Annotated in this window: 20 protein-coding genes; 9 read left to right on the forward strand and 11 right to left on the reverse strand. The window is 39.0% G+C overall.

Annotation, left to right across the window (positions count from 1 at the left end):
• Positions 1-119: 119 nt before the first annotated feature.
• Both WBW42_RS03660 and WBW42_RS03665 read left to right on the forward strand, forming a co-directional pair.
• Positions 120-818: an NAD(P)H-dependent oxidoreductase gene (locus tag WBW42_RS03660; RefSeq protein ID WP_032056657.1), complete on the forward strand. Its 699-nt coding sequence runs from the start codon at positions 120-122 to the stop codon at positions 816-818.
• Positions 819-1,415: 597 nt separating this feature from the next.
• Positions 1,416-2,915 (forward strand): outer membrane protein transport protein, encoded by a 1,500-nt coding sequence (locus WBW42_RS03665; RefSeq protein WP_017400223.1) that lies wholly within the window; start codon positions 1,416-1,418, stop codon positions 2,913-2,915.
• A 57-nt stretch (positions 2,916-2,972) separates the two neighbouring features.
• Here WBW42_RS03665 and thrH read toward each other — a convergent pair whose 3' ends face one another.
• The gene (thrH, locus tag WBW42_RS03670; protein WP_017400224.1) at positions 2,973-3,590 is read right to left on the reverse strand and encodes a bifunctional phosphoserine phosphatase/homoserine phosphotransferase ThrH; all 618 of its coding nucleotides are present in this window, start codon (positions 3,588-3,590) and stop codon (positions 2,973-2,975) included.
• A 184-nt stretch (positions 3,591-3,774) separates the two neighbouring features.
• Between thrH and WBW42_RS03675 the strand changes: the two genes are divergently transcribed.
• Positions 3,775-4,509 (forward strand): phosphoadenylyl-sulfate reductase, encoded by a 735-nt coding sequence (locus tag WBW42_RS03675; protein ID WP_017400225.1) that lies wholly within the window; start codon positions 3,775-3,777, stop codon positions 4,507-4,509.
• Between the two features lie 171 nt (positions 4,510-4,680).
• Entirely contained in the window at positions 4,681-6,066 is a 1,386-nt protein-coding gene (locus WBW42_RS03680) for a WS/DGAT/MGAT family O-acyltransferase (RefSeq protein WP_005072836.1), read from the forward strand.
• A gap of 29 nt (positions 6,067-6,095) precedes the next feature.
• On the opposite strand, the gene WBW42_RS03685 is transcribed toward WBW42_RS03680, so the two are convergent.
• From WBW42_RS03685 to WBW42_RS03710, 6 genes are all read right to left on the reverse strand, one after another.
• Positions 6,096-6,269, reverse strand: coding sequence for a PA1571 family protein (locus WBW42_RS03685; RefSeq protein WP_002116397.1), 174 nt, complete (start codon positions 6,267-6,269; stop codon positions 6,096-6,098).
• Positions 6,270-6,408: 139 nt separating this feature from the next.
• Entirely contained in the window at positions 6,409-7,863 is a 1,455-nt protein-coding gene (rng, locus tag WBW42_RS03690; RefSeq protein WP_005064412.1) for a ribonuclease G, read from the reverse strand.
• Between the two features lie 114 nt (positions 7,864-7,977).
• A complete protein-coding gene (locus tag WBW42_RS03695) occupies positions 7,978-8,538 on the reverse strand; it encodes a Maf-like protein (protein WP_032056658.1) in 561 nt (186 codons plus the stop codon).
• Entirely contained in the window at positions 8,526-9,017 is a 492-nt protein-coding gene (mreD, locus tag WBW42_RS03700; protein ID WP_002116279.1) for a rod shape-determining protein MreD, read from the reverse strand. Before mreD ends, WBW42_RS03695 begins: the two co-directional genes overlap by 13 nt.
• A complete protein-coding gene (gene mreC, locus WBW42_RS03705) occupies positions 9,004-9,861 on the reverse strand; it encodes a rod shape-determining protein MreC (protein ID WP_032056659.1) in 858 nt (285 codons plus the stop codon). The genes mreD and mreC overlap by 14 nt, the downstream gene beginning before the upstream one ends.
• A 16-nt stretch (positions 9,862-9,877) precedes the next feature.
• The gene (locus tag WBW42_RS03710) at positions 9,878-10,918 is read right to left on the reverse strand and encodes a rod shape-determining protein (protein ID WP_000601379.1); all 1,041 of its coding nucleotides are present in this window, start codon (positions 10,916-10,918) and stop codon (positions 9,878-9,880) included.
• 133 nt (positions 10,919-11,051) lie between these two features.
• Here WBW42_RS03710 and gatC point away from each other — a divergent pair, with 133 nt between their 5' ends.
• From gatC to WBW42_RS03730, 4 genes are all read left to right on the forward strand, one after another.
• Positions 11,052-11,366: an Asp-tRNA(Asn)/Glu-tRNA(Gln) amidotransferase subunit GatC gene (gene gatC, locus WBW42_RS03715; RefSeq protein ID WP_000107699.1), complete on the forward strand. Its 315-nt coding sequence runs from the start codon at positions 11,052-11,054 to the stop codon at positions 11,364-11,366.
• A gap of 53 nt (positions 11,367-11,419) precedes the next feature.
• The gene (gatA, locus tag WBW42_RS03720; protein WP_032056660.1) at positions 11,420-12,898 is read left to right on the forward strand and encodes an Asp-tRNA(Asn)/Glu-tRNA(Gln) amidotransferase subunit GatA; all 1,479 of its coding nucleotides are present in this window, start codon (positions 11,420-11,422) and stop codon (positions 12,896-12,898) included.
• Positions 12,898-14,367, forward strand: a complete 1,470-nt coding sequence (gene gatB / locus WBW42_RS03725; RefSeq protein WP_000796643.1) for an Asp-tRNA(Asn)/Glu-tRNA(Gln) amidotransferase subunit GatB — start codon at positions 12,898-12,900, stop codon at positions 14,365-14,367. The genes gatA and gatB overlap by 1 nt, the downstream gene beginning before the upstream one ends.
• A 169-nt stretch (positions 14,368-14,536) precedes the next feature.
• A complete protein-coding gene (locus WBW42_RS03730) occupies positions 14,537-15,115 on the forward strand; it encodes a DJ-1/PfpI family protein (protein ID WP_005064406.1) in 579 nt (192 codons plus the stop codon).
• 78 nt (positions 15,116-15,193) lie between these two features.
• Here the strand turns inward: WBW42_RS03730 and WBW42_RS03735 are convergent, their stop codons facing one another.
• Together WBW42_RS03735 and WBW42_RS03740 are read right to left on the reverse strand one after the other, a co-directional pair.
• The gene (locus WBW42_RS03735) at positions 15,194-15,712 is read right to left on the reverse strand and encodes a hypothetical protein (protein WP_214285927.1); all 519 of its coding nucleotides are present in this window, start codon (positions 15,710-15,712) and stop codon (positions 15,194-15,196) included.
• Between the two features lie 83 nt (positions 15,713-15,795).
• Positions 15,796-16,860 carry a DUF1176 domain-containing protein gene (locus WBW42_RS03740; protein WP_032056661.1) on the reverse strand — a complete coding sequence of 355 codons (1,065 nt, stop codon included), beginning with the start codon at positions 16,858-16,860 and terminating at the stop codon, positions 15,796-15,798.
• A 124-nt stretch (positions 16,861-16,984) separates the two neighbouring features.
• Here WBW42_RS03740 and WBW42_RS03745 point away from each other — a divergent pair, with 124 nt between their 5' ends.
• Positions 16,985-17,734 (forward strand): DUF4850 domain-containing protein, encoded by a 750-nt coding sequence (locus WBW42_RS03745; protein WP_032070543.1) that lies wholly within the window; start codon positions 16,985-16,987, stop codon positions 17,732-17,734.
• A gap of 42 nt (positions 17,735-17,776) precedes the next feature.
• On the opposite strand, the gene WBW42_RS03750 is transcribed toward WBW42_RS03745, so the two are convergent.
• On the reverse strand, positions 17,777-19,825 hold the full coding sequence (locus WBW42_RS03750; protein ID WP_032056663.1) for a M13 family metallopeptidase: 2,049 nt from the start codon (positions 19,823-19,825) through the stop codon (positions 17,777-17,779).
• A gap of 266 nt (positions 19,826-20,091) precedes the next feature.
• The gene (gene sbmA, locus WBW42_RS03755; protein WP_032056664.1) at positions 20,092-21,285 is read right to left on the reverse strand and encodes a peptide antibiotic transporter SbmA; all 1,194 of its coding nucleotides are present in this window, start codon (positions 21,283-21,285) and stop codon (positions 20,092-20,094) included.
• Positions 21,286-21,433: the final 148 nt, after the last annotated feature.

Genomic DNA, 21,433 nt, shown 5'->3' on the forward strand with positions numbered 1-21,433 from the left:
AAAACTGTCAGTTCATGAACTATGCCATGCTTTTAAATTGATGCATAGTTATTCAAAACAAAATCCGCTGAATTGCACCAGACAGCAAAATTTCTGAAAAAGAATACAGGTCCTCCCCTATGAACATTCTAATTGTCCATGCTCATCCAGAACCACAGTCTTTTACCACTGCTCTAAAAAGTACAGCTAAGCAAACATTAGAAAAATTTGGGCACAGCGTAGAAGTTTCAGATTTATATGCGATGCAATTTAACCCTATTGCATCCAAAGCGGATTTCTTAGAGCTTAATCAGCCTGAGTATTTTAACTATGCACTTGAACAAAGAAATGCCAGCAAAAATCAGCTTCTAGCTCCAAATATTCAAGCTGAAATTGAAAAGGTAAAAAAAGCTGATCTCGTCATTTTAAATTTCCCACTTTATTGGACATCTGTTCCAGCAATTTTAAAGGGCTGGATTGATCGTGTGTTTGTCTCTGGACTTTTTTATGGGGGCAAGCGTTTTTACAACCATGGCGGCATGGCAGGTAAAAAAGCGATGTTGTGTTTAACACTCGGTGGTAGAACACACATGTTTGGAGAAAACTCAATTCACGGACCAATCGAAAATTATTTATCGCCGATTCAACGTGGTACTTTGGCATATGCTGGTTTTGAAGTCCTACCTCCATTCATTGCTTACCATGTACCGTATATTAGCCAAGAAGCACGACAAACCCTTCTTGAAGACTATGTAATCTACCTTACTCATCTGGACCAGCTCGAGTCATTAAAATTTCCCAAACTTGAGCAATTTGATGAAAAGTTATACCCACTCTAATGCTGTGTTTTAGCTCTAAAAATAGAATAGCCGAATTTAGATCATTATTTTCGGTTTTTTATTACACATAACTTTCAAATATAGAATCCAAATTCGCTCAAAAAATAGATCAAATGGTAAAAAAATTAAGGTAAACTTTTTCATAAAATGAATAATATAAAATTTAATCAATAATATACAGATGTAGAGAAACTGGACTTATCAACTAAAAATGACAACTAATACTCATTTCATAATCACTTAATTCATATTTTTACAAAAAAATCTTTGACCATTTTTCTTGAATTTGTGACAAAAATGTCATAAAAACAAAGGTCACCACTAATAGATAAAAATATAAATATCAATTAATTAAATTAATTTAACAATACAAATATTCCTTCATATTTCATCCATTATTGACTCTATTTGTATAAAAAGTGAGTACTCCTCAGTTCATATAACAGATTTACTCTTATTGTAATTATGCTATTTTTGTTACATGGAGTTATCAAAGCTTCTATTACTTGTAATTTGGAGCTTTGAAGGCAACACAGTTTAAACGGTTTAACTCTGTTACTTTTAAAAAAATGTCTTGAAGTTCAAGGAAAGATTAAAATGAAATTAAAACATCTGAGCACTGCAATGATTTTAGCAACGCTGCCTGCAACTGGGGTTTTTGCAGCAGCATTGGATCGCTCTGGACAATCAATGTCTGCATTTTTGCAGCCTGGTAACTACTTTGAAGCTGGTATTTCTGTTTTAGACCCAGATGTATCGGGTAAAGAAGCAGGATCAAGCGCAACACGCCGTGATATTAGCGATATGGGTGAGGATTATTTTTTCCCAAATGCAGCTTTAAAACTACAACTTAACGATAAATTCTCATTTGGTTTACTGTACGATCAGCCATTTGGTGCAGATGCAGAATATTCTGGGAAAAATGTATTTGTATCAGATTCTTCTAACACAATTTTAGCGCAAGACAGACTAGATGTAATTCGTGCCAATACTATTGATACAACATTTAACGGATTAACTAGCGATCAGCGTGTCGGTGCTGTTCTGCAAGCCCAGGGAGTTGATTTAAGCTCTGATGCTGGGAAAGCACAATTTGCTGCTACTTTAAGTGCGTATAATAATAATGCAGCTACTAAAGCTGCTATCGATACAGCTGTAAAACAAAGCGTCACAGAAAGAGTAGATGCTGGAATAAATAACATTAATGGTTTACTCGGCAAAGGTGGCACTAAAGTTGAAGTTGATACTCAAAACCTTGCTATGGTTTTTGGTTTCCAACCAAATAAAAATTGGAACCTCTATGCAGGTGGTGTGTATCAAACAATTAAAGGAAATATTAGCCTTCGTGGACAAGCTTATAGTATCTACAATGGCTATGATGCAGATATCAAAGAAACTGGCGGTGTGGGTTGGCTAGCAGGTTTTGCTTATCAAATTCCTGAAATTGCACTTAAAGCTTCTTTAACTTATCGTTCAGAAGTTGACCATGACGTCAATATTCGTGAAAATTTGCCTACACTTCCCGCTCTTTCATTATTAGGGCAAGCTGCAGCGGCCGATGCAATTAAAAATAGCTCAGCAGATACCACAATTACTACACCTCAATCTGTTAACTTTGATTTCCAAACAGGTATCATGGCTGACACAGTTGCGTTTGCAAACATTCGTTGGGTGAACTGGAAAGATTTCTCTGTTCAACCATACAAATTTGGACAGCTATCAAAAGTTGTAGGGCCTATTGTCAACCGCCCAAATGGTTTCGATTTAGTGAGCTATACAGATGACCAATGGACAGTAACCACAGGTGTTGGTCGCAAACTTACCGACAAGTGGGCGGGTAACGTTTCTGTAGGTTGGGACTCTGGTGCGGGTGACCCAATCACAACTTTAGGTCCAACTGAAGGTTACTGGAACGTAGGTTTAGGTCTTCAATATAGCCCTACTCCACAAACGTTTATTGCTGGTGGTGTAAAATACTTTTGGTTAGGTGATGCTAAAGCTCAAACTGGTGCGCAAGCGGGCGGTGATGAATATGTTGCAGAGTTCTCTGACAATAATGCAATCGCTTATGGTTTAAAACTTGGTTATAAATTCTAAGTTTAAAAACCATAAATAATAAAAAAGGCGCTTAAAGCGCCTTTTTTATTATTTATATTAAGCTGGGATATTACGCTGTGAAACTGAACGGATTGCTTCTTTTAATGCATCATAGCCGTGAATAGCTGGGAACTGTGGAAACTCAGCAATCACATTTGCAGGTGCATCAAACAAGAAACCATGGTCCGCTTCACCCAGCATGGTTGTATCATTATACGAGTCACCCGCTGCGATTACTCGGAAATTTAGACCATGTAGAGCTTTAACAGACTCACGTTTTTGATCGGGTTGACGTAGTTTATAAGCGGTAATCATACCTTCTTCATCTGTCTCTAACTTATGACAGAAAATTGTTGGCCACCCTAATTGCTTCATTAAAGGATGCGCAAATTCATAGAAGGTATCTGACAAAATCACAAGTTGAAAATGGGTACTCACCCATTCAACAAACTCTTTTGCACCTGGTAATGGCCCCATCTCAGCAATGACTTCTTGAATATCGTTTAAGCCTAAACCGTGTTGTTTTAAAATATTAAGACGCTGAGTCATTAAAACATCATAATCCGGAATATCACGAGTTGTTGCTTCGAGTTCTTTAATCCCTGTTTTTTTAGCGAAATTGATCCAAATTTCAGGAACTAAAACCCCTTCAAGATCTAGGCATACGATTTCCATGAATGCTTCCAACGTTGGTTAAAAATTGCTGTATCATACCATTAAGATTTTCAGTTTTGCGTTGTTATTGATCAAATCAATTTTATTCATAAGGATCGAAATTAAAGTGCTAAGCACTTTATCAACTATCCTTTAGAATATTTTTCATAACTCAATGCGCCCAAGCCTTTTGCCAGGAACACACATGACCGTTATTCCGACTATTGATATCGTAGATGCTCTTGCTGCTGAATATGCAACCAAAAGCCCTCGAGAAATTTTAGAACTTGCCTTAAGCCAACAAGGTGAAATTGCAATTTCATTTTCGGGTGCAGAAGATGTTGTGTTAATTGATATTGCTTCACGCTTAGGCAAACCTTTCCGTGTATTTAGTCTCGACACGGGTCGCCTGCATGCCGAAACTTATCAATTTATTGAAACTGTCCGTAAACACTACAATATCAATATCGAAGTTTGTTTCCCTGAATCTGAAGCTGTTCAAAACATGGTAAACGAAAAAGGTTTATTCAGCTTTTTTACAGATGGGCATCAAGAATGTTGCGGTATTCGAAAAGTTCAGCCTTTGCGTAAAAAACTTGCGACTTTAGATGGCTGGATTACGGGTCAACGTAAAGATCAAAGTCCTGGTACGCGTACAGAGATTCCTGTAGTACAAGCTGATGCAGGTTTCTCTGGCCCAGGTAAGCAACTCATTAAATATAACCCTCTAGCGAACTGGACAAGTGCTGAGGTATGGAGCTACATCCGTATGATGGAAATTCCATATAATCCTCTTCATGAGCGCGGTTTTGTTTCTATTGGCTGTGAACCATGTACACGACCTGTATTACCAAATCAACATGAGCGTGAAGGACGCTGGTGGTGGGAAGAAGCCACCCAAAAAGAGTGTGGCTTACACGCAGGTAATATGAAAAAGTAATTGGATATCAAAAAACCACTGGTAAATCAGTGGTTTTTTTTATGTCATGTTCCGTACACAAAGTCATATTTTCTCTACTCTAAACGCTATATACTTAATTTTACGGTTCTATAATTCTAATAAGAGCTCATATAAGGGCTTCTTAGAAAAATGCATGAGGCACAATGATTTATGCGTCCATTACACCCAATTGATTTCATTTTTCTGTCACTTGAAAAAAGACAGCAACCCATGCATGTCGGTGGATTATTTTTATTTGAAATTCCTGAAAATGCACCAGAAACCTTTGTACATGATTTAGTAGAAGATATTAAACGCTCAAAGAGCATTCCTATTCCGCCCTTCAATAACCGTTTAAGTGGTCTATTTTGGGATGAAGATGAAGAGTTCGATATCGATCATCACTTTCGCCACATTGCTTTGCCTCACCCGGGCCGTATTCGTGAACTACTGGTTTATATTTCACAGCAGCATAGCTCACTAATTGATCGTGCAAAGCCACTTTGGACTTGTGACATTATTGAAGGAATCGAAGGCAATCGTTTTGCCATGTATTTTAAAATCCATCATGCGATGGTCGACGGCGTTGCGGGTATGCGTTTGATCGAGAAATCTCTATCAAAAACACCAGAAGAGAAACATGTTGTCCCTTTATGGTGTGTTGAGAGCAAAAGAGCTAAGCGTCTAAAAGTACCAACTCCAAGTACTAGTAAAATTAAAAGTATTTTAGGCGGTATTAAGTCTCAACTCGACATAGCTCCAAAAGTCATGCACGAGCTATCTCAAACAATATTCAAGGAAATGGGTAAAAATCCTGATTATGTTTCTACTTTTCAGGCACCAGTTTCTATTTTGAACCAAAGAGTCAGTGCTTCACGTCGTTTTGCGGCCCAATCATTTGAATTAAGCCGCCTTAGAAAAATTTCAAAAGCATTAGGCGTGACGATTAATGATGTTGTCCTAGCTGTATGTTCAGGCGCTTTACGTCAATATTTGATTAGCCAAAACAGCTTACCTAAAAAGCCACTTATTGCCATGGTTCCAGCTTCATTACGTACAGATGATTCTGACATGAGTAACCGGATTACTATGATTCTGGCAAATTTAGGGACGCATAAAGATCAACCGTTAGAACGCCTAGAAATCATTCGTCGCAGCATGCAGAATTCAAAGCAACGCTTTAGCCGTATGACTGCGAATGAAATTTTAAACTATAGTGCGGTTGTTTATGGTCCGGCAGGATTAAACATCATGTCAGGAATGCTTCCTAAGCGTCAGGCGTTCAATTTAGTGATTTCCAATGTACCAGGACCACGTGAACCGCTTTATTGGAATGGCGCGAAATTAGATGCACTCTACCCTGCTTCGATTGTCATGGATGGACAAGCTCTAAACATTACCATGACCAGTTATTTAGATAAGCTTGAAGTTGGATTAACAGCTTGTCGAAATGCTTTGCCAAAAATGCAAAACCTTTTGACTCATTTAGAAGATGAGATTCAACGTTTTGAAGAAATTATTGCAGAGAAACAACTGAAACATCATTCAGCAAGTTAAAAAAAGTTAAGGGGCTTTGATTTGGCCCCTTATTTTTTGATTGTGCGGCACTGGTTAAGCAACTGATGACATACTGAACGAATCATTGCAGTTGTGATTGGTACTTCTTTACCTTGGTCATTCAACATATAGCAGCTATTTACTGGCGTGCTTTCTAAAACATGTTTAAGACCGTTGCTAATTAAGTTTTCACTTACATTCATGGGTTATACCTCTTATTGTTTGCTAAGACGTTTAATAGGGAGAACGTCTAGGGCTACTGTATGTAAGTAGTATTTAAAATTCATGAATGAAAGTAAAATTTCAGTTGTAACAAGGATTAAGCGATATCTTGTTACAACTTTAACTTAAAATGATATCGTATTGCTCTTGCGTATATAAATTTTCGACCTGAAATTTAATAACACGGTTAATAAAATGCTCTAAATCGGCTACTGCTGGTGCTTCTGCTGTTAATAATCGGTCAATCACAGAAGGATGGGCAACAACAGTAAAGCCACTCGTTGACTCAAATGCGCGGGTATATCGTAATATCTCACGAAATATTTCGTAACACACTGTCTCCGCTGTTTTGACAAAACCACGCCCTTGGCATGTTGGACATGATTCACATAACAAGTGTTCTAATGATTCACGAGTTCGTTTACGCGTCATTTCGACCAGACCAAGTTCTGACACTTGAGTAATTTTGGTCTTCGCGTGATCTCGCTCAAGCATTTTCTCAAACTGACGCATCACCTCTTCACGGTGAGTTGCTTCTTGCATGTCAATAAAATCAATAATGAGAATACCCCCCAAATTACGCAGTCTAAGTTGACGCGCGATAACTTGAGTCGCCTCCATATTGGTTTTAAAAACCGTATCCTCAAGACTACGACCACCTACATATGAACCTGTATTAACGTCAATCGTTGTCATGGCTTCAGTCTGGTCGATCATCAGATAACCGCCCGACTTCAAAGCTACGCGAGTTTGTAAGGCTTTTTGAATATCTTCTTCAACATTATAAAGATCAAATAGTGGTCGCTCGCCCGGATAATGAATGAGACGACTCTTCATATTCGGGACAAATTCATCTACAAACTCAAGCAGTTTTGCATGAATCTCTCGCGAATCTACATAAATCTTTGCAGTTTCTTCGCTTGCTAAGTCGCGAATAATACGTTGAGGTAATGGAAGTTCTTCAAAAATTAAAGAAGGAACAGCAACATCCGTCTGCTTGCGCTGGATGTACTCCCACAATTTGCTCAGATAACACATGTCCTGTGCAATTTCTGCCTCATCCACACCTTCTGCAGCCGTACGGACAATCACACTACCGGGTAAATTATGTTCAGATTGAATACCTTCAATAATATTACGCAGACGGTCTCGCTCTTCTTCAGACTCAATACGCTGCGAAACACCAATATGGTTGCCATACGGCATTAAAACCAAATAGCGAGAAGGGATTGAAAGATCTGTACTTAGACGTGCACCTTTTGTGCCCAACATATCTTTCATTACTTGGACAGTAAGGGTTTGCCCAGGATGTAATAGCTCAAAGACATTTGGGGTAGGCTGCGAACGAGGCCAAACCATATCATTGATATGTAAAAAGGCTGTTCGAGACAAACCAATATCAACAAAGGCAGCTTGCATGCCCGGAAGCACTCGTACAACTTTACCCTTGTAGATATTGCCGACTAGACCGCGTTTAACTGTACGCTCGACATACAGTTCATTAACAGTTCCATTTTCGATTAATGCCACCCGACACTCCATAGGCGTGACATTAATAAGTAGTTCTTCTGACATACATAAACTCAAAGCATTATAAAATTTTTTATTAAAGAGTCAGAGAAGCTGTTAACTTTAACGTTGTCTAGTGTTTATCGACAATGCTATTCAATGAAGAATGATAACAACCCCTTATGTCTTTACTCTTTTGAATAACTGTGCAAATTCGTATAAAGGAAGTCCTACCACATTACTATAACTTCCTTGAATTTGGGGAATATATTGCGAGGCAATTCCTTGAATTGCATATCCACCCGCTTTTCCAATAGGCTCACCCGTGGTCCAATAATCTTCCATATCCTGTATAGTCAGGAGCTGAAACTCAACTTGTGTTTGCACTACCTGACTTAATATCTGTTGTTGAGTCGCAACGCACAGTCCAGAAAACACATCATGCCAACGTCCAGATAATTGTTTCCAGATTTCAAAGGCATGATTTTTCGATTCAGGCTTACCAATAATTTGACCATCAAGTCCCAGAGTTGTATCGGCAGCAATAACAATTGCTTCGGGAAAAAGCTTCAATACAGTCTGAGCTTTTTCTCTAGCCAACCGTTCAACATAATGATGAACCAGCTCATTTTCATGAACAGACTCATCAATGTCTGGACTATAGATTTCAAAATCTAAGCCTAGCTGTTGCAACAGCTCCTTCCGACGAGGAGAGCTAGATGCTAAAACTATATGCGCCATTTTGCCAAACAATAATAGACGACTGGCCACGTGATGATACTTGTCATCAAAGGTTGCCAATGTCTAGCAATCGAAAAATGAATTCCACCCATCGTCTGTGTTACCCACATAAATGCTAAATGGGCAATAATGACCAGCGTTGCTATCGTCCATAAATTAACAAAAGTTAAAATACGGCGTTCCCGAATTAAAAAACGGGTAAGAAAAGTCACAATTACAAAACTTAAGGCATTGAGCCCTAAAGGCGCATCAAGCAGTAAGTCTGTAAAAATCCCCATCCCAAATGCAAACCAGACCCCACACCATGTTGGCTGACATACTACCCAAAATAGCATGATCATCAACATGAATAGTGGCCGCCATCCTGAAATATCATAAGATAGCGGATAAACCATGAGTACAGAACCCACAATAACGGAGAGAATAATTCCCCATAATGGGTCTTTACGCTTTTCTCGTTTAAGTTTAGCGATCGGCATACGGCTGCTCCTTCGCTAATGATTCAGAGAAAAGTACAACTACATGATGGCCTGTTGCCAATTGTGCTGATGGTGTTACATCAATTTCAGCAAACTCACCTGAATTATGGCGTTTTATTTTGGCCACTGTACCCACTGCGTAACCTGCTGGGAAATGTTCACCCAAGCCTGAGCTAAACACTTTATCACCCACCTGAATATTCGCACTGGTCGGGACATATTCCATTTTTAAACGGCCCAAATCGCCTGTACCAGAAACAATCGCCCGCATTCCAGTACGCTCAAGACGTACCGACAGTGAATGTTCTTTATCTGATAACAACATCACACGTGAGCTATGAGGGTATACATTAATAATCTGCCCCATAATCCCCTTATCATCCAGAACCGTTTGACCTACCTTTAGATGGTCCGTAGAGCCTCGGTTAATAATGATGATATGGCGTAATGGGTCTGCATCTGTCCCAATCACTTCGGCAATTTCCATACGACCATCAATAATTAACGGTGTATCAAGAAGGCCTCGTAAACGGGTATTTTCAGCTGACAGTTCAGAAAGCTTCTGTAAGCGGACTTGAGCTTGTAAAAGCTCAGCCTGCATCGCGGTATTTTCACGACGCAGTTGTGCTTCAGATTTTGTTTGTTGATTCAGCCATTCTCTCGACAGTACCGGATAACTAGCCAATGCATAAATTGGGTTATATGCAGCGTACAAGACATCCCTTGCTGGCTGAATTACATAAGGCATGCGCCAATCAAAGAAGAGCACAACCAAACATGTAACGACCGCAATAATGAACGAGCGGAAAGATGGCGGCTGTCTTGAAAAAATATTCGGTTGCACCGCCTAATCCTTAAACTTAACCGACGAAAAGCATGTCATGGTTCGGGTTGTCGAAGAATTCTAATACTTTACCACCACCACGGGTTACGCAAGTAAGAGGATCTTCAGCAACAACAACTGGTAAACCAGTTTCTTGAGCCAATAACTTGTCAAGGTTACGAAGTAGCGCACCACCACCTGTCAACACAATACCGCGCTCAGCAATATCAGAAGAAAGTTCAGGAGGAGTTTGCTCAAGAGCAGATTTCACAGCGCTTACAATGCTTTGTAACGGATCAGAAATGGCTTGAGTAATTTCGTCAGAAGTTACGGTAATTGCACGAGGCACACCTTCTGCAAGGTTACGGCCACGTACTTCGATTTCTAATGTTGTACCATCAGAAACAGCCATACCTACTTCTTTTTTAATAATTTCAGCAGTGGTTTCACCAATCACACAACCGTGAGCTTTACGAACATAATTGATGATTTGCTCATCAAAAACATCGCCGCCGATGCGTAAAGAGTCAGCATAGACACAACCTTGCAATGAAATAATTGCAATTTCTGTTGTACCGCCACCAACATCCACAACCATAGAACCACATGCTTGTTCAACTGGCATACCTGCGCCAATTGCTGCTGCCATAGGCTCTTCAATCAAACGAACATCACGGGCACCAGCATTAAATACTGCTTCGCGAATCGCACGACGCTCGACCAAAGTTGATTTACATGGTACACATACAACTACACGAGGTGCAGGTGGGAACAAACGTTTTTCGTGAACTTTACCAATAAACTGATTCAACATGGTTTCAGTCACTTCAAAATCCGCAATTACACCGTCTTTCATTGGACGAATTGCAGAAATATTCGCAGGCGTACGGCCCAGCATTTGCTTAGCATCTAGACCTACAGCAGCAACAATTTTTTGTGAACCACTGTGACGAATTGCCACAACTGTTGGTTCATTTAATATAATGCCGCGGCCTGGTGCATAAATAAGTGTATTTGCTGTACCTAAATCAATGGCTAGATCCGGCGAAAACAAGCCAATTAGTCGTTTTAGAATCACGGTTCGTTCTCAGTTAAACTTTCATGTGGATGCAAGGTGGCAACTTTAAACTAAATGTGATGATTTGAACAAGTCAATCGCTTATTATAACGCACGATATTTTGAAAATTTTTAATACTGATTAGGTGATGTTATGTCTACATCGGATGCACAGCATTCAGCAGATTTAAATGCACAAACAGTTTCAGCAATCGCCAATCTTGCTCGATTGTCGCTCAATGATACGCAATCTGCTGAATATGCTCAAAGTCTAAATAAAATTTTAGGCATGATGGAAACCTTAAAAGGCATTGATACGGAAGGCGTAGAACCTTTGAAAAGTCCTTTTGACAATCCTCAACCTTTACGTGCTGATGTGGTAACTGAAAGCAATCATCGAGATGAATACCAAGCAGTTGCGCCTGCAACTCAAGATGGTTTGTATCTTGTTCCTCGCGTGATTGAATAACTTTTACTCAATTAACCCATCTTCCCTATTTTGAATGTAAAGAAATTTTACTCATGACTGATTTACATCGCTTATCAATTCGTGAACTTGCTGAGGGCTTAAGCCAAGCGAAGTTTTCATCTCGCGAACTGACTGAACACTATTTAAAACGTATTGCTAAAATTGACCCACTGGTAAAAAGCTACGTGACGGTTACGCCTGAACAAGCGCTTGCTGAAGCCGACGCTGCCGATGCTGCATTAAAAGCAGGTAATGCAACCGCTTTAACGGGTATCCCTCTTGCTCATAAAGATATCTTTTGTACCAAAGGCATTAAAACGACTGCTGGTTCAAAAATACTAGACAACTTCATCTCTCCTTACGATGCAACTGTTGTTGAAAAAACTAAAGCAGCTGGTCTGGTCACTTTAGGTAAAGTGAACATGGACGAGTTTGCGATGGGCTCAACTTCAGAAAGCTCATATGTTGGGGCAACAAGCAACCCATGGGCACTTGATCACGTGCCTGGTGGATCATCAGGTGGTTCTGCTGCGGCTGTAGCGGCTGATTTAGCACCTTTTGCAACAGGTACTGACACAGGTGGTTCAATCCGTCAACCTGCGTCATTCTGTGGCTTAACAGGCTTAAAACCAACCTATGGTCGTGTATCTCGCTTCGGTATCATTGCTTATGCATCATCTTTAGACCAAGCGGGTCCAATGGCTCGTTCTGCCGAAGACTGTGCTTACCTCATGAATGTAATTGCAGGTCACGATGCGAAAGACTCAACTTCGGTTAAAAAAGAGGTTGATGACTACGTTGCAAACTTGAATAACACATCTGTAAAAGGTTTACGTATTGGTATTCCTAAACAATACTTTAACGTTGCAGGTTTAGATGCTCACGTAAAAGCACGTGTTGAAGAGTCTTTGAAAAAGCTTGAAGAAATGGGTGCTACACTTGTTGAGATCGATCTCAACATGACTGAAGCTTATGTACCGACGTATTACCTGATTGCGCCAGCAGAAGCATCATCTAACTTGTCACGTTATGACGGTGTTCGCTACGGTTACCGCTGTGAAAACCCAGCTGACTTGATGGATCTTTACAAACGTTCGCGTTCAGAAGGTTTCGGTCCAGAAGTTCAACGTCGTATTCTCATTGGTACTTACGCGCTTTCTGCGGGTTATTACGATGCTTATTATGTGAAAGCTCAAAAAGTACGTCGTTTAATTCAACAAGACTTCTTAAAAGCATTTGAAAATGTGGATGTGATTGCGGCTCCTGCTGCGCCAACAACTGCATATAAAATTGGTGCGAACTTAAGTCCAACTGAAATGTATTTAGGCGATATCTATACACTTGCAGTGAACTTGGCAGGCTTACCAGCGATTAATGCTCCTGTTGGTTTTGATAAAGACAGCTTACCTGTCGGCTTACAATTAATTGGTAACTACTGGTCAGAATCACAATTGTTGTCGATTGTTCATCAATACCAACAAAACACCGATTTCCATACTCAACGTGCGGCAATTGCTGAGGAGAATGCATAATGGCTGAAGCTCAAAAGTTGAAATTGATTGACGGTTGGGAAGTCGTTATTGGTATCGAGATTCACACTCAGCTTGCAACCAATTCTAAAATTTTCTCTGGTTCATCGACTGAATTTGGTCAAGACCCAAACACGCAAGCGAGCCTTGTGGACTTGGCAATGCCGGGTGTACTTCCAGTTTTGAATGAAAAAGTGGTTGATCTTGCAATTCGCTTCGGTCTTGGAATTGATGCTTACATCGACCAAGCATCAGTATTTGCACGTAAAAACTACTTCTACCCTGACTCGCCAAAAGGCTACCAAATTAGCCAAATGGATAACCCAATTGTGGGCTTGGGGCACATCGACATCCAACTTGAAGATGGTACGACTAAACGTATTGGCGTAACTCGTGCTCACCTTGAAGAAGATGCCGGTAAATCTGTACATGATCAATTTGAAGGTATGTCTGGCATTGATTTAAACCGTGCTGGTACACCTTTGCTTGAAATCGTTTCTGAACCTGACATGCGTTCGGTTGAAGAAGCGGTTGCTTATATCAAAGCGATTCACACATTAGTACGTTGGTTAGGTATTTCTGACGGTAACATGGCAGAAGGTTCATTCCGTGCGGACTGTAACGTATCTTTACGTCGTCCGGGCCAACCTTTTGGTACGCGCTGTGAACTTAAAAACCTCAATTCATTCCGTTTCATTGAGCAAGCGATCAATGTTGAAATTGAACGCCAAATGGAAATTTTGGAATACGGCGGAAGTATCGACCAAGAAACTCGTTTGTTCGATCCGAACAAAATGGAAACACGCTCAATGCGTTCTAAAGAAGAAGCAAACGATTACCGCTACTTCCCAGATCCAGACTTGTTACCGGTGATTATTGCAGATGAGCAAATCGAAGCTGCTCGCGCTGCACTTCCAGAGCTCCCTGCTGCTCGCCGTGCACGCTTTATCGCAGACTTTGGTGTAACTGAGTACGATGCTCACGTACTTACGCTCTCACGCGAAATGGCAGACTTCTATGAAGCTGTTGTGGCTGCTGCTGGCGGTGCGAAGCAAGGTAAAGTGTCTGCAAACTGGGTAATGGGCGAATTCTCAGGTGCTTTAAACAAAGCAGGCCTAGATCTGGCTGACTCACCTGTTTCTGCTGAACAGCTTGGCGGCATGATTGCTCGTATTGTTGACAACACCATTAGCGGTAAGATTGCTAAACAAGTTTTTGGCTTTATGTGGGAATCGGAAGGTAAATCTGCCGATGACATTATTGCGGAAAAAGGCTTAAAGCAAGAAACTGACACAGGTGCAATTGAAGCGATCATTAAAGAAGTACTTGCAGCCAATGAAAAAATGGTTGAAGAGTACAAGTCTGGTAAAGAAAAAGCCTTTAACGGTCTTGTTGGTCAAGTCATGAAAGCATCTAAGGGTAAAGCCAACCCTGCTCAAGTCAATGAATTAATGAAAAAATTGATTGGTTAATTTGACTAGCCAACTCAAGAAAAAGCCTCGATTTATCGGGGCTTTTTTATATCCGTCTAAAGCATTCTTCGACTAAAGAATGCACTTTTTTCCTAAAAAATTACTCAGTGACTGTGCTAATTTAAATTAATAATTTAGATAAATTATATTTTAAAAAGAGAGATAAATTATGTCTAAAAAGATTTTAATGTTGGTCGGTGACTATGCCGAAGACTATGAAACTATGGTTCCATTTCAGTTCTTAACTGGTTTAGGTTATACCGTGCATGCTGTTTGCCCGAATAAAAAGAACGGCGACCATATTGCAACGGCTATTCATGATTTTGAAGGTGAGCAAACTTATAGCGAAAAACGTGGCCACAACTTTGCGATTAACTATGATTTTGATGCCGTTAATACCGAAGACTATGTAGGTCTAGTGATTCCGGGTGGTCGTGCACCAGAGTATTTACGCATGAATGAACGTATTATCGAAATTGTGCGTGAGTTTGATCGAGTGAAAAAACCAATAGCAGCCGTATGCCATGGCGCTCAGTTACTAGCAGCGGCAGATGTATTACAAGGCCGCCTCTGTTCTGCTTATCCAGCATGTGCTGTCGAAGTAAAATTGGCAGGTGGACAATACGCAGATATTGCTGTGACTGAAGCAGTTACAGATGGTCATTTGGTGACTGCTCCAGCTTGGCCTGCACATCCAGCTTGGTTAGCTCAATTTGTGAAAGTTTTAGGGGCTACAATTACGATCTAAAAAGATCTCTTTATCCCAAATACAATAAAGCCTACTCTTAGATAGCAGGCTTTATTACTAAAATAGAAAACTAGACTTTTATCTTGTAATCCCTAATTTATTCCAAATTTCTGGTGTTAAAAACGTCGTCACCAATTTATTTAAGTCAATATAGCGTAATGTGCCCTGCAACTGCTGTTTAACGGCTGGGTCTTTAACAATATCTTCACCCGCACTTTGACCTAACTGTTGAAAGGCCTCTCCAACTGCCTTCACACCTTCAGCCTGAATTACAGCTTTAGTTTGGGTAGAACATTGCTCCACAATCACACGTTGTAAAACCTGCGCCAGTTTTTGATCTAACTGATCCTTTTTCTCAGGTGTTACATTACTAAATGCTTTTAAATCTGGATGAGCAGCTAAAGCCGTAAATGTCCATTGAAGTACAGTAGTTTTGTCTGAAGCCGTTGTAGCCTTAACTAAACAGTCACTTAACTGATCAACTGTTGGGCCAGCCATCGCAATTTGGGTAGTTCCCAACACAGCAGCAGCCACACATATTGAACGGCTCAGGTGTGAAAACTTACGGCGAACAATAGCGTAAAGATGATGTGACATAGCTCTGGCTCCAATAAACAATCTGTTCTTTTTATCACAGAGTCACCAAAGTTACCTGTTATGACTCTGTAACCGCAAAATACTTATTTCACCACAGACTCTATTCGATCCAGTTCCCACACTCCACCTGCTGCCAAGCCTTTACACATACCCGTCCACATATCCTTAGTATGTACAAAACTCTTGCCATCCCACACCCATTCTTCACTTGCCCAGCAGTCTCCAATGCCTCTTCCCTTTTGAGCACTGCTGATCATACCGCTATCAAAATCTGAAGCAGATTCAGTCACAAACACGGCCTTACCATTTAATGACTCATCTAGCACCCAAGCGCCATATCCTTCGTTATAAGCCCCTCTCCAGCACAACGTAGTCGCCAAAACTTTCTTATTGGTTAGTTTATATATCTCAATTTTTTGTGGTTCAGCTCCATCACTATTACCACCATAAATTCCTTCACAAAAGTCTTCTTTAGGATTCGGATTAGCTACCATCAAGCTACGGTGTATTGCTTGATACTGCTTGCTTTTCAGTTGTAGCGTTAAATAAGGTTTGACTGTAGTTTTAATGCGTTTAACAAGTAGTTTTGGCTCAGGCATAAGTACTTTAGTTTCATTGGCGCTGCCCTTTTTAACCAAAGCACCAACAGTTCCGATACGCTTCTGAAAATCATCCATTTTTAGTAACACAGCAGTCATTCCTGCATCAGAAATTTTCCATTCATGCTGAGCATTTTTAAATACAATTTCGGTCTTCTGTTTGGACTGCTGTAGTAAAGCATTGACTTGTGAGCTGTTGAGTTTACCCATAAGTGGTAACTCAGTACCATCTACAGTCACAGCGCCTAAATCTTTGCCATTTATATAAAAATGAATATTTTTAAGCTGGTTTGCTGGCATGCTTTGCTCATAGTCTGACAAAGCAAATTCAATCTGCACAGGTTGTTTTGGGCCTGTTTTACGTGTTAATAAAATTGAAGCTGGGTTATCACCATTTTCTTCATTTTGATACCCTGCAGCCTTACATGTTCCCGTATTGCTGCAAGAAACTTCCCACTCTTGGTGTGAAAATGAAATACCTTTGATGTCTTGAGCAAAACTATAAGAACTCATTACCGCTAAACAGCAGATTGAAAGCATATTTTTCATTATTTCATATCTCGATAGGTCTGTTTTATTATGAAGTTAATAATAGCGTTAAATTTTGAATTACCGTCTAGTTTAAAAGAATATGCTAGATTTATATAAAATTTAAATTGATTACTTTCTAAAAATGAAAAAACTAAATTTTTTATTATGGGCAACATTAGTCAGCCTAAATTCAACTGCTTATGCAGAAGTAAAAAGCTTTACACCTCATTTTCCAAAGTTTTATAGCTCTGCTGCAACCCGCAAAGCAGATAATCAATTCTACGCTCTAGGAGAGGCAAAGTTTTTAAACGGCGTTGTAGTCCCTTTTTATGGTGTTACTGCACAGAACCCAATGGAGGATGGTTTACTTAAAGATTTTGAAAAATGCACGCCTAAAAGCTGCCGTTTTAATTTTCAACTCGATGCTCAACACGCCAAACAATTAAAACTTCTTGCATTACCTGAAATAGGTTTAATACTTGTTCCACGTAACTGGCAAGATGTTCAAGCAAATGCAGGGGCAAATGGAGCTGGTTTTGCTCTAATAATGAGTCCAGATCAAAAGCAAGCGATTAAGCTTTATGACTCTTCTTTTTGTGTTGGGTGTGGATTACCCAATGCAACGCTTTATTTTCCCGAGCTATTAAAACAAAGTCTGGAAAATGAATTTGGCGGATTTAAAGATCCTAAAAAACTCATCCATATTGTTCACCCTTCTAAAAAAGTGGCTTTTTTTAGTTATCAAATTCCACAAGTGAACAATAAAACCCATGGTATTGCTAAATATTATGATGAAGACACTTTTAACTATAAAGAGATTCAAGTCACCTTAGATAAATCGCAGCAGTCTTTAGTTGGCCCTATCCTTAATTTTTATAATGCAACACACTAATCCAATACTTATAAAAAAACCCGCTTTCGCGGGTTTTCTTAATCACCAAATAGTTACCCGCTTCTCTGGTGGTAAATACATCTGATCATCTTCGTTTATTTTAAAAGCCTCATAAAATGGTTTTTGATTCATTAAAGCTCCATTGCCACGTACTTTATCAGGAGAGTGAGGATCTGTTTTTAAATAGATAATCGCTTGAGCTTCGCGGGTTTTCGCACGCCAAACTTGAGCCCATCCCATATAAAAACGTTGCTCCCCAGTCTGTCCATCAATTACAGGAGCTGGCTTACCGCCTAGTGCAATTTGGTAAGCCTTATAGGCAATTGCTAACCCAGAGTTATCTGCAATGTTTTCACCTAATGTTAATTCACCATTAACATGATAACCAGCAATCGGTTCATAACGGTTATATTGTTCAATCAACGCTTGTGTTTTAGCTTTAAAATGCTGATGATCTTCAGCATTCCACCAGTTTCTCATATTGCCCAATTCATCAAACTGACTACCCTGATCATCAAAGCCATGACTAATTTCATGGCCAATCACAGCACCTATACCACCATAGTTCACTGCATCATCTGCGTTTATATTAAAAAAAGGCGGTTGTAATATCGCTGCTGGAAATACAATTTCATTCAATGATGGATTGTAATAAGCATTCACCGTTTGTGGTTTCATATACCATTCATCACGATCAACCGGCTTACCCAATTTATTAAGTTCATATTGGTATCTAAACTCACTTGCGCGAATTATATTTCCAACTAAATCATTTTTAGCGATGTGCAGACCAGAATAATTACGCCACTTTTTTGGATGACCGATCTTTATTGACATGTGAGAAAGCTTTTTACGAGCTTGTATTTTCGTCGCAGGACTCATCCAGTCCAATTCTGTAATGCTTTGGTCATAAGCACGAATCAGATTTTGAACCAATAATTCCATCCGTTGTTTTTTCTCAGCAGGAAAGTATTTTTCAACATACAGTTTGCCAATACCATCTCCCAGAATCTTATCAACAAGCTGTACACCCCGCTTCCAACGTGTTTCTTGTTCAGTAATATCTCGAAGTGTCTTGTTATAAAAATCAAATTTATTATCTACAAAAGCGCTATTTAATAATGGAGAAAAATTATTTATCAAATGCAATTTAAAATAAGCTTTCCATATATCTAAGGGTGTATCTTGAATAATTGTATTTAAGCCCTGAAAGTAGTCTGGCTGATTTACCTGAATAGTATCAATTTTTCCTTTTAATTCAGTTGCAGTTAGATAACCTTGCCAATCAAATGCAGGGGTCAATTTATACAAATCTGCGAGTTTATATTTATTGTAGCGTTTTGCAAGATCGCGGTTTTGAACGTTGCTCCACTGTATTCGTGCTAACTGAGTTTCAAGTTTTAAGATTTCCTGAGCATGTTGCGCGGCTTGCGAGTCTCCAGCAAGTGTTAAAGTTTTTTCAATATACTTTAAATACTGTGCACGAGTTTCAATAAATTTTTTATCATCTTTCAAATAATAATCACGGTCAGGTAGACCCAAACCACTTTGCTCCAACCCAGCCACCATTTCAGTAGATTGTTTCATATCCTGTTCAATGCTTAGACGGATTGGGCTATTGACATCAATACGAGCAAAATGTGCCATTAAAATTGCAATTTGATTCTTATTTTTCAATTTATCAATTTGATTTATCTCATTTTTTAGAGGACTAACACCTTGCTTCTCAATACTTTTTTCATCCATAAAGCTAGCATATAGAGTAGCTATTTTCTGCTCTAAACTACCATCCACCCACTTTTGACCAGATAGCTCTTCTACAATTCCATGTACTTGGGTGATTGATAACTCACGGAGCTGATTAAAAGCTCCCCAACTTGCTTTATCAGCTGGGATTTCAGTATTTTTTAACCAAATACCATTTACATGTGAATAAAAATCGTTCTTTTCATTAATAGAGGAATCAATATATTGTTGATCTATACCTGATATTTTTTTGATTTGAGAATTTGTTACTAATTCCGCACGTACCAAATTAGCAGAAGTCATAAGTGCAATCGTAAGAGCACTTTTAAGTAAAATAGATTTCAAAGACTTAACCTCATATTTAAATATTTAATGATCTAAAACAATGGTTTAAAGTGATTATTTTTTATCAATTAAGCGAATGGCAAAATTAAAACCAATATAGAAGCAAGTTTTATACCGCGAAAATATAATATTTTCAAAAATATATTTTTATATAAATCAAAATTATAAACGAAGAAACTTACCAAATCTTTTATTCTACTAAATACTTAATATTCTAAAGATGCCCTGACTTAAACCAAGGCATCTTACAGAGCGATGATTACTTTTTAATTTAAAATTTTCTCAAATATTCTCAAACGCTTATAAATTGAAAGCAGCTCAATAATTGTTTTCCATGAACTAATTAAATATTGGAATGATTCACGGACTTTATCAAAAACATTACCTATTTGCGTAATTAAACCCAATGTCATTTTACCTGCGGCAATAGAAGGGAATAAAACAACTAGACTATATAAAATATCTAATTGGATATACCAAATACTAACTAAATTAAAATAAGAGTAATGCAGATATAAACGGAAATAATTCAGCCTAACACTTGAGAACAATTCTCTTAATGTTTTTGGCTGTGCGCGCTCCTCATGATCCTCACCATAGACAAGTTCTTTACGATAGGCTGCTTCTACTTTTTGATTATTAAACTGTAAACCAGGTAATTTAATACCAACAACCATTAATAGAACAGTACCAAAAACAGCCCATACAATTGCAGCCCAGACCAATGAATGATCAATTTCACCTACAATAGGTAATACTTTAACTTGTTTAGAAAGTTCAAAAAGAATAGGTAAAAAGGCAATTAAAACCATTATAGCCTTAACAAAATTCACTCCCAGATCTTCTAAAACAGAGGCGAAACGCATGGTATCTTCTTGAACACGCTGTGAAGCCCCCTCGATATGACGAAGCTTTTCCCAATGCTCTGTGTAATATTCATTCATTGCTGTACGCCAGCGGAATACATAATGACTAGCAAAAAAAGCATTAATAACAGCTAAAGTCACACCGACCATCGCAATTAAAAGAAATGTAACTGTTCCCATATAAAGTTTATTAATATCACCACCACCGTGATCTAACATACTTTGAATGAGATTATAAAAAGGCCCATACCATGCATTAACAGCTACACTAACCTGAACGCTAAACCAGATATTGAATAAAATAAACGCCGAGCCCCACACAGACCAACGTTGCCAAGGGTTATTCGATATAGTCCTCCAGAAACCAGCAAAAAGCGCAGTAGAGACTAAAAACCAAACATAAAACCATAAGAAAGTGGGAGACCAAAAACGGCTCACACCTAATGGTGGTTGAACATCATGGTAGCCCTTAGCAAAGCCGATAAAAGTTCCCCATGTGTTCCCACCTGAGTACCAGAGCACCATATTGAGCGCGATCCAAATGACCGCAGATATAAAGAAATACCTTGGTGATGGAAAAAATGATTTGAACATTGAGCGTGGATATCCCTATATTTCTTCAAATTTACAATGAAAGGAATACTAAAACCTAAACCTTAAAATTGTGAAGGGTAAAGTTTAGAGAATTGTCAGTTTTTCCTGTTCCATTGAAGGATTTGATCGTTTTTTTGTAAATTAATCC

This window comes from Acinetobacter sp. LT1 (genome assembly GCF_059800965.1).

Bases quoted from the DNA above. Each gene is read 5' to 3' on its own strand.
- thrH (WP_017400224.1), bottom strand. From the start codon at position 3,590: ATGGAAATCGTATGCCTAGATCTTGAAGGGGTTTTAGTTCCTGAAATT.
- WBW42_RS03685 (WP_002116397.1), bottom strand. From the start codon at position 6,269: ATGAATGTAAGTGAAAACTTAATTAGCAACGGTCTTAAACATGTTTTA.
- WBW42_RS03695 (WP_032056658.1), bottom strand. From the start codon at position 8,538: ATGGCGCATATAGTTTTAGCATCTAGCTCTCCTCGTCGGAAGGAGCTG.
- WBW42_RS03665 (WP_017400223.1), top strand. From the start codon at position 1,416: ATGAAATTAAAACATCTGAGCACTGCAATGATTTTAGCAACGCTGCCT.
- mreD (WP_002116279.1), bottom strand. From the start codon at position 9,017: ATGCCGATCGCTAAACTTAAACGAGAAAAGCGTAAAGACCCATTATGG.
- WBW42_RS03730 (WP_005064406.1), top strand. From the start codon at position 14,537: ATGTCTAAAAAGATTTTAATGTTGGTCGGTGACTATGCCGAAGACTAT.
- WBW42_RS03675 (WP_017400225.1), top strand. From the start codon at position 3,775: ATGACCGTTATTCCGACTATTGATATCGTAGATGCTCTTGCTGCTGAA.
- rng (WP_005064412.1), bottom strand. From the start codon at position 7,863: ATGTCAGAAGAACTACTTATTAATGTCACGCCTATGGAGTGTCGGGTG.
- gatB (WP_000796643.1), top strand. From the start codon at position 12,898: ATGGCTGAAGCTCAAAAGTTGAAATTGATTGACGGTTGGGAAGTCGTT.
- sbmA (WP_032056664.1), bottom strand. From the start codon at position 21,285: ATGTTCAAATCATTTTTTCCATCACCAAGGTATTTCTTTATATCTGCG.
- WBW42_RS03680 (WP_005072836.1), top strand. From the start codon at position 4,681: ATGCGTCCATTACACCCAATTGATTTCATTTTTCTGTCACTTGAAAAA.
- WBW42_RS03735 (WP_214285927.1), bottom strand. From the start codon at position 15,712: ATGTCACATCATCTTTACGCTATTGTTCGCCGTAAGTTTTCACACCTG.
- gatA (WP_032056660.1), top strand. From the start codon at position 11,420: ATGACTGATTTACATCGCTTATCAATTCGTGAACTTGCTGAGGGCTTA.
- WBW42_RS03660 (WP_032056657.1), top strand. From the start codon at position 120: ATGAACATTCTAATTGTCCATGCTCATCCAGAACCACAGTCTTTTACC.
- WBW42_RS03745 (WP_032070543.1), top strand. From the start codon at position 16,985: ATGAAAAAACTAAATTTTTTATTATGGGCAACATTAGTCAGCCTAAAT.
- WBW42_RS03740 (WP_032056661.1), bottom strand. From the start codon at position 16,860: ATGAAAAATATGCTTTCAATCTGCTGTTTAGCGGTAATGAGTTCTTAT.
- gatC (WP_000107699.1), top strand. From the start codon at position 11,052: ATGTCTACATCGGATGCACAGCATTCAGCAGATTTAAATGCACAAACA.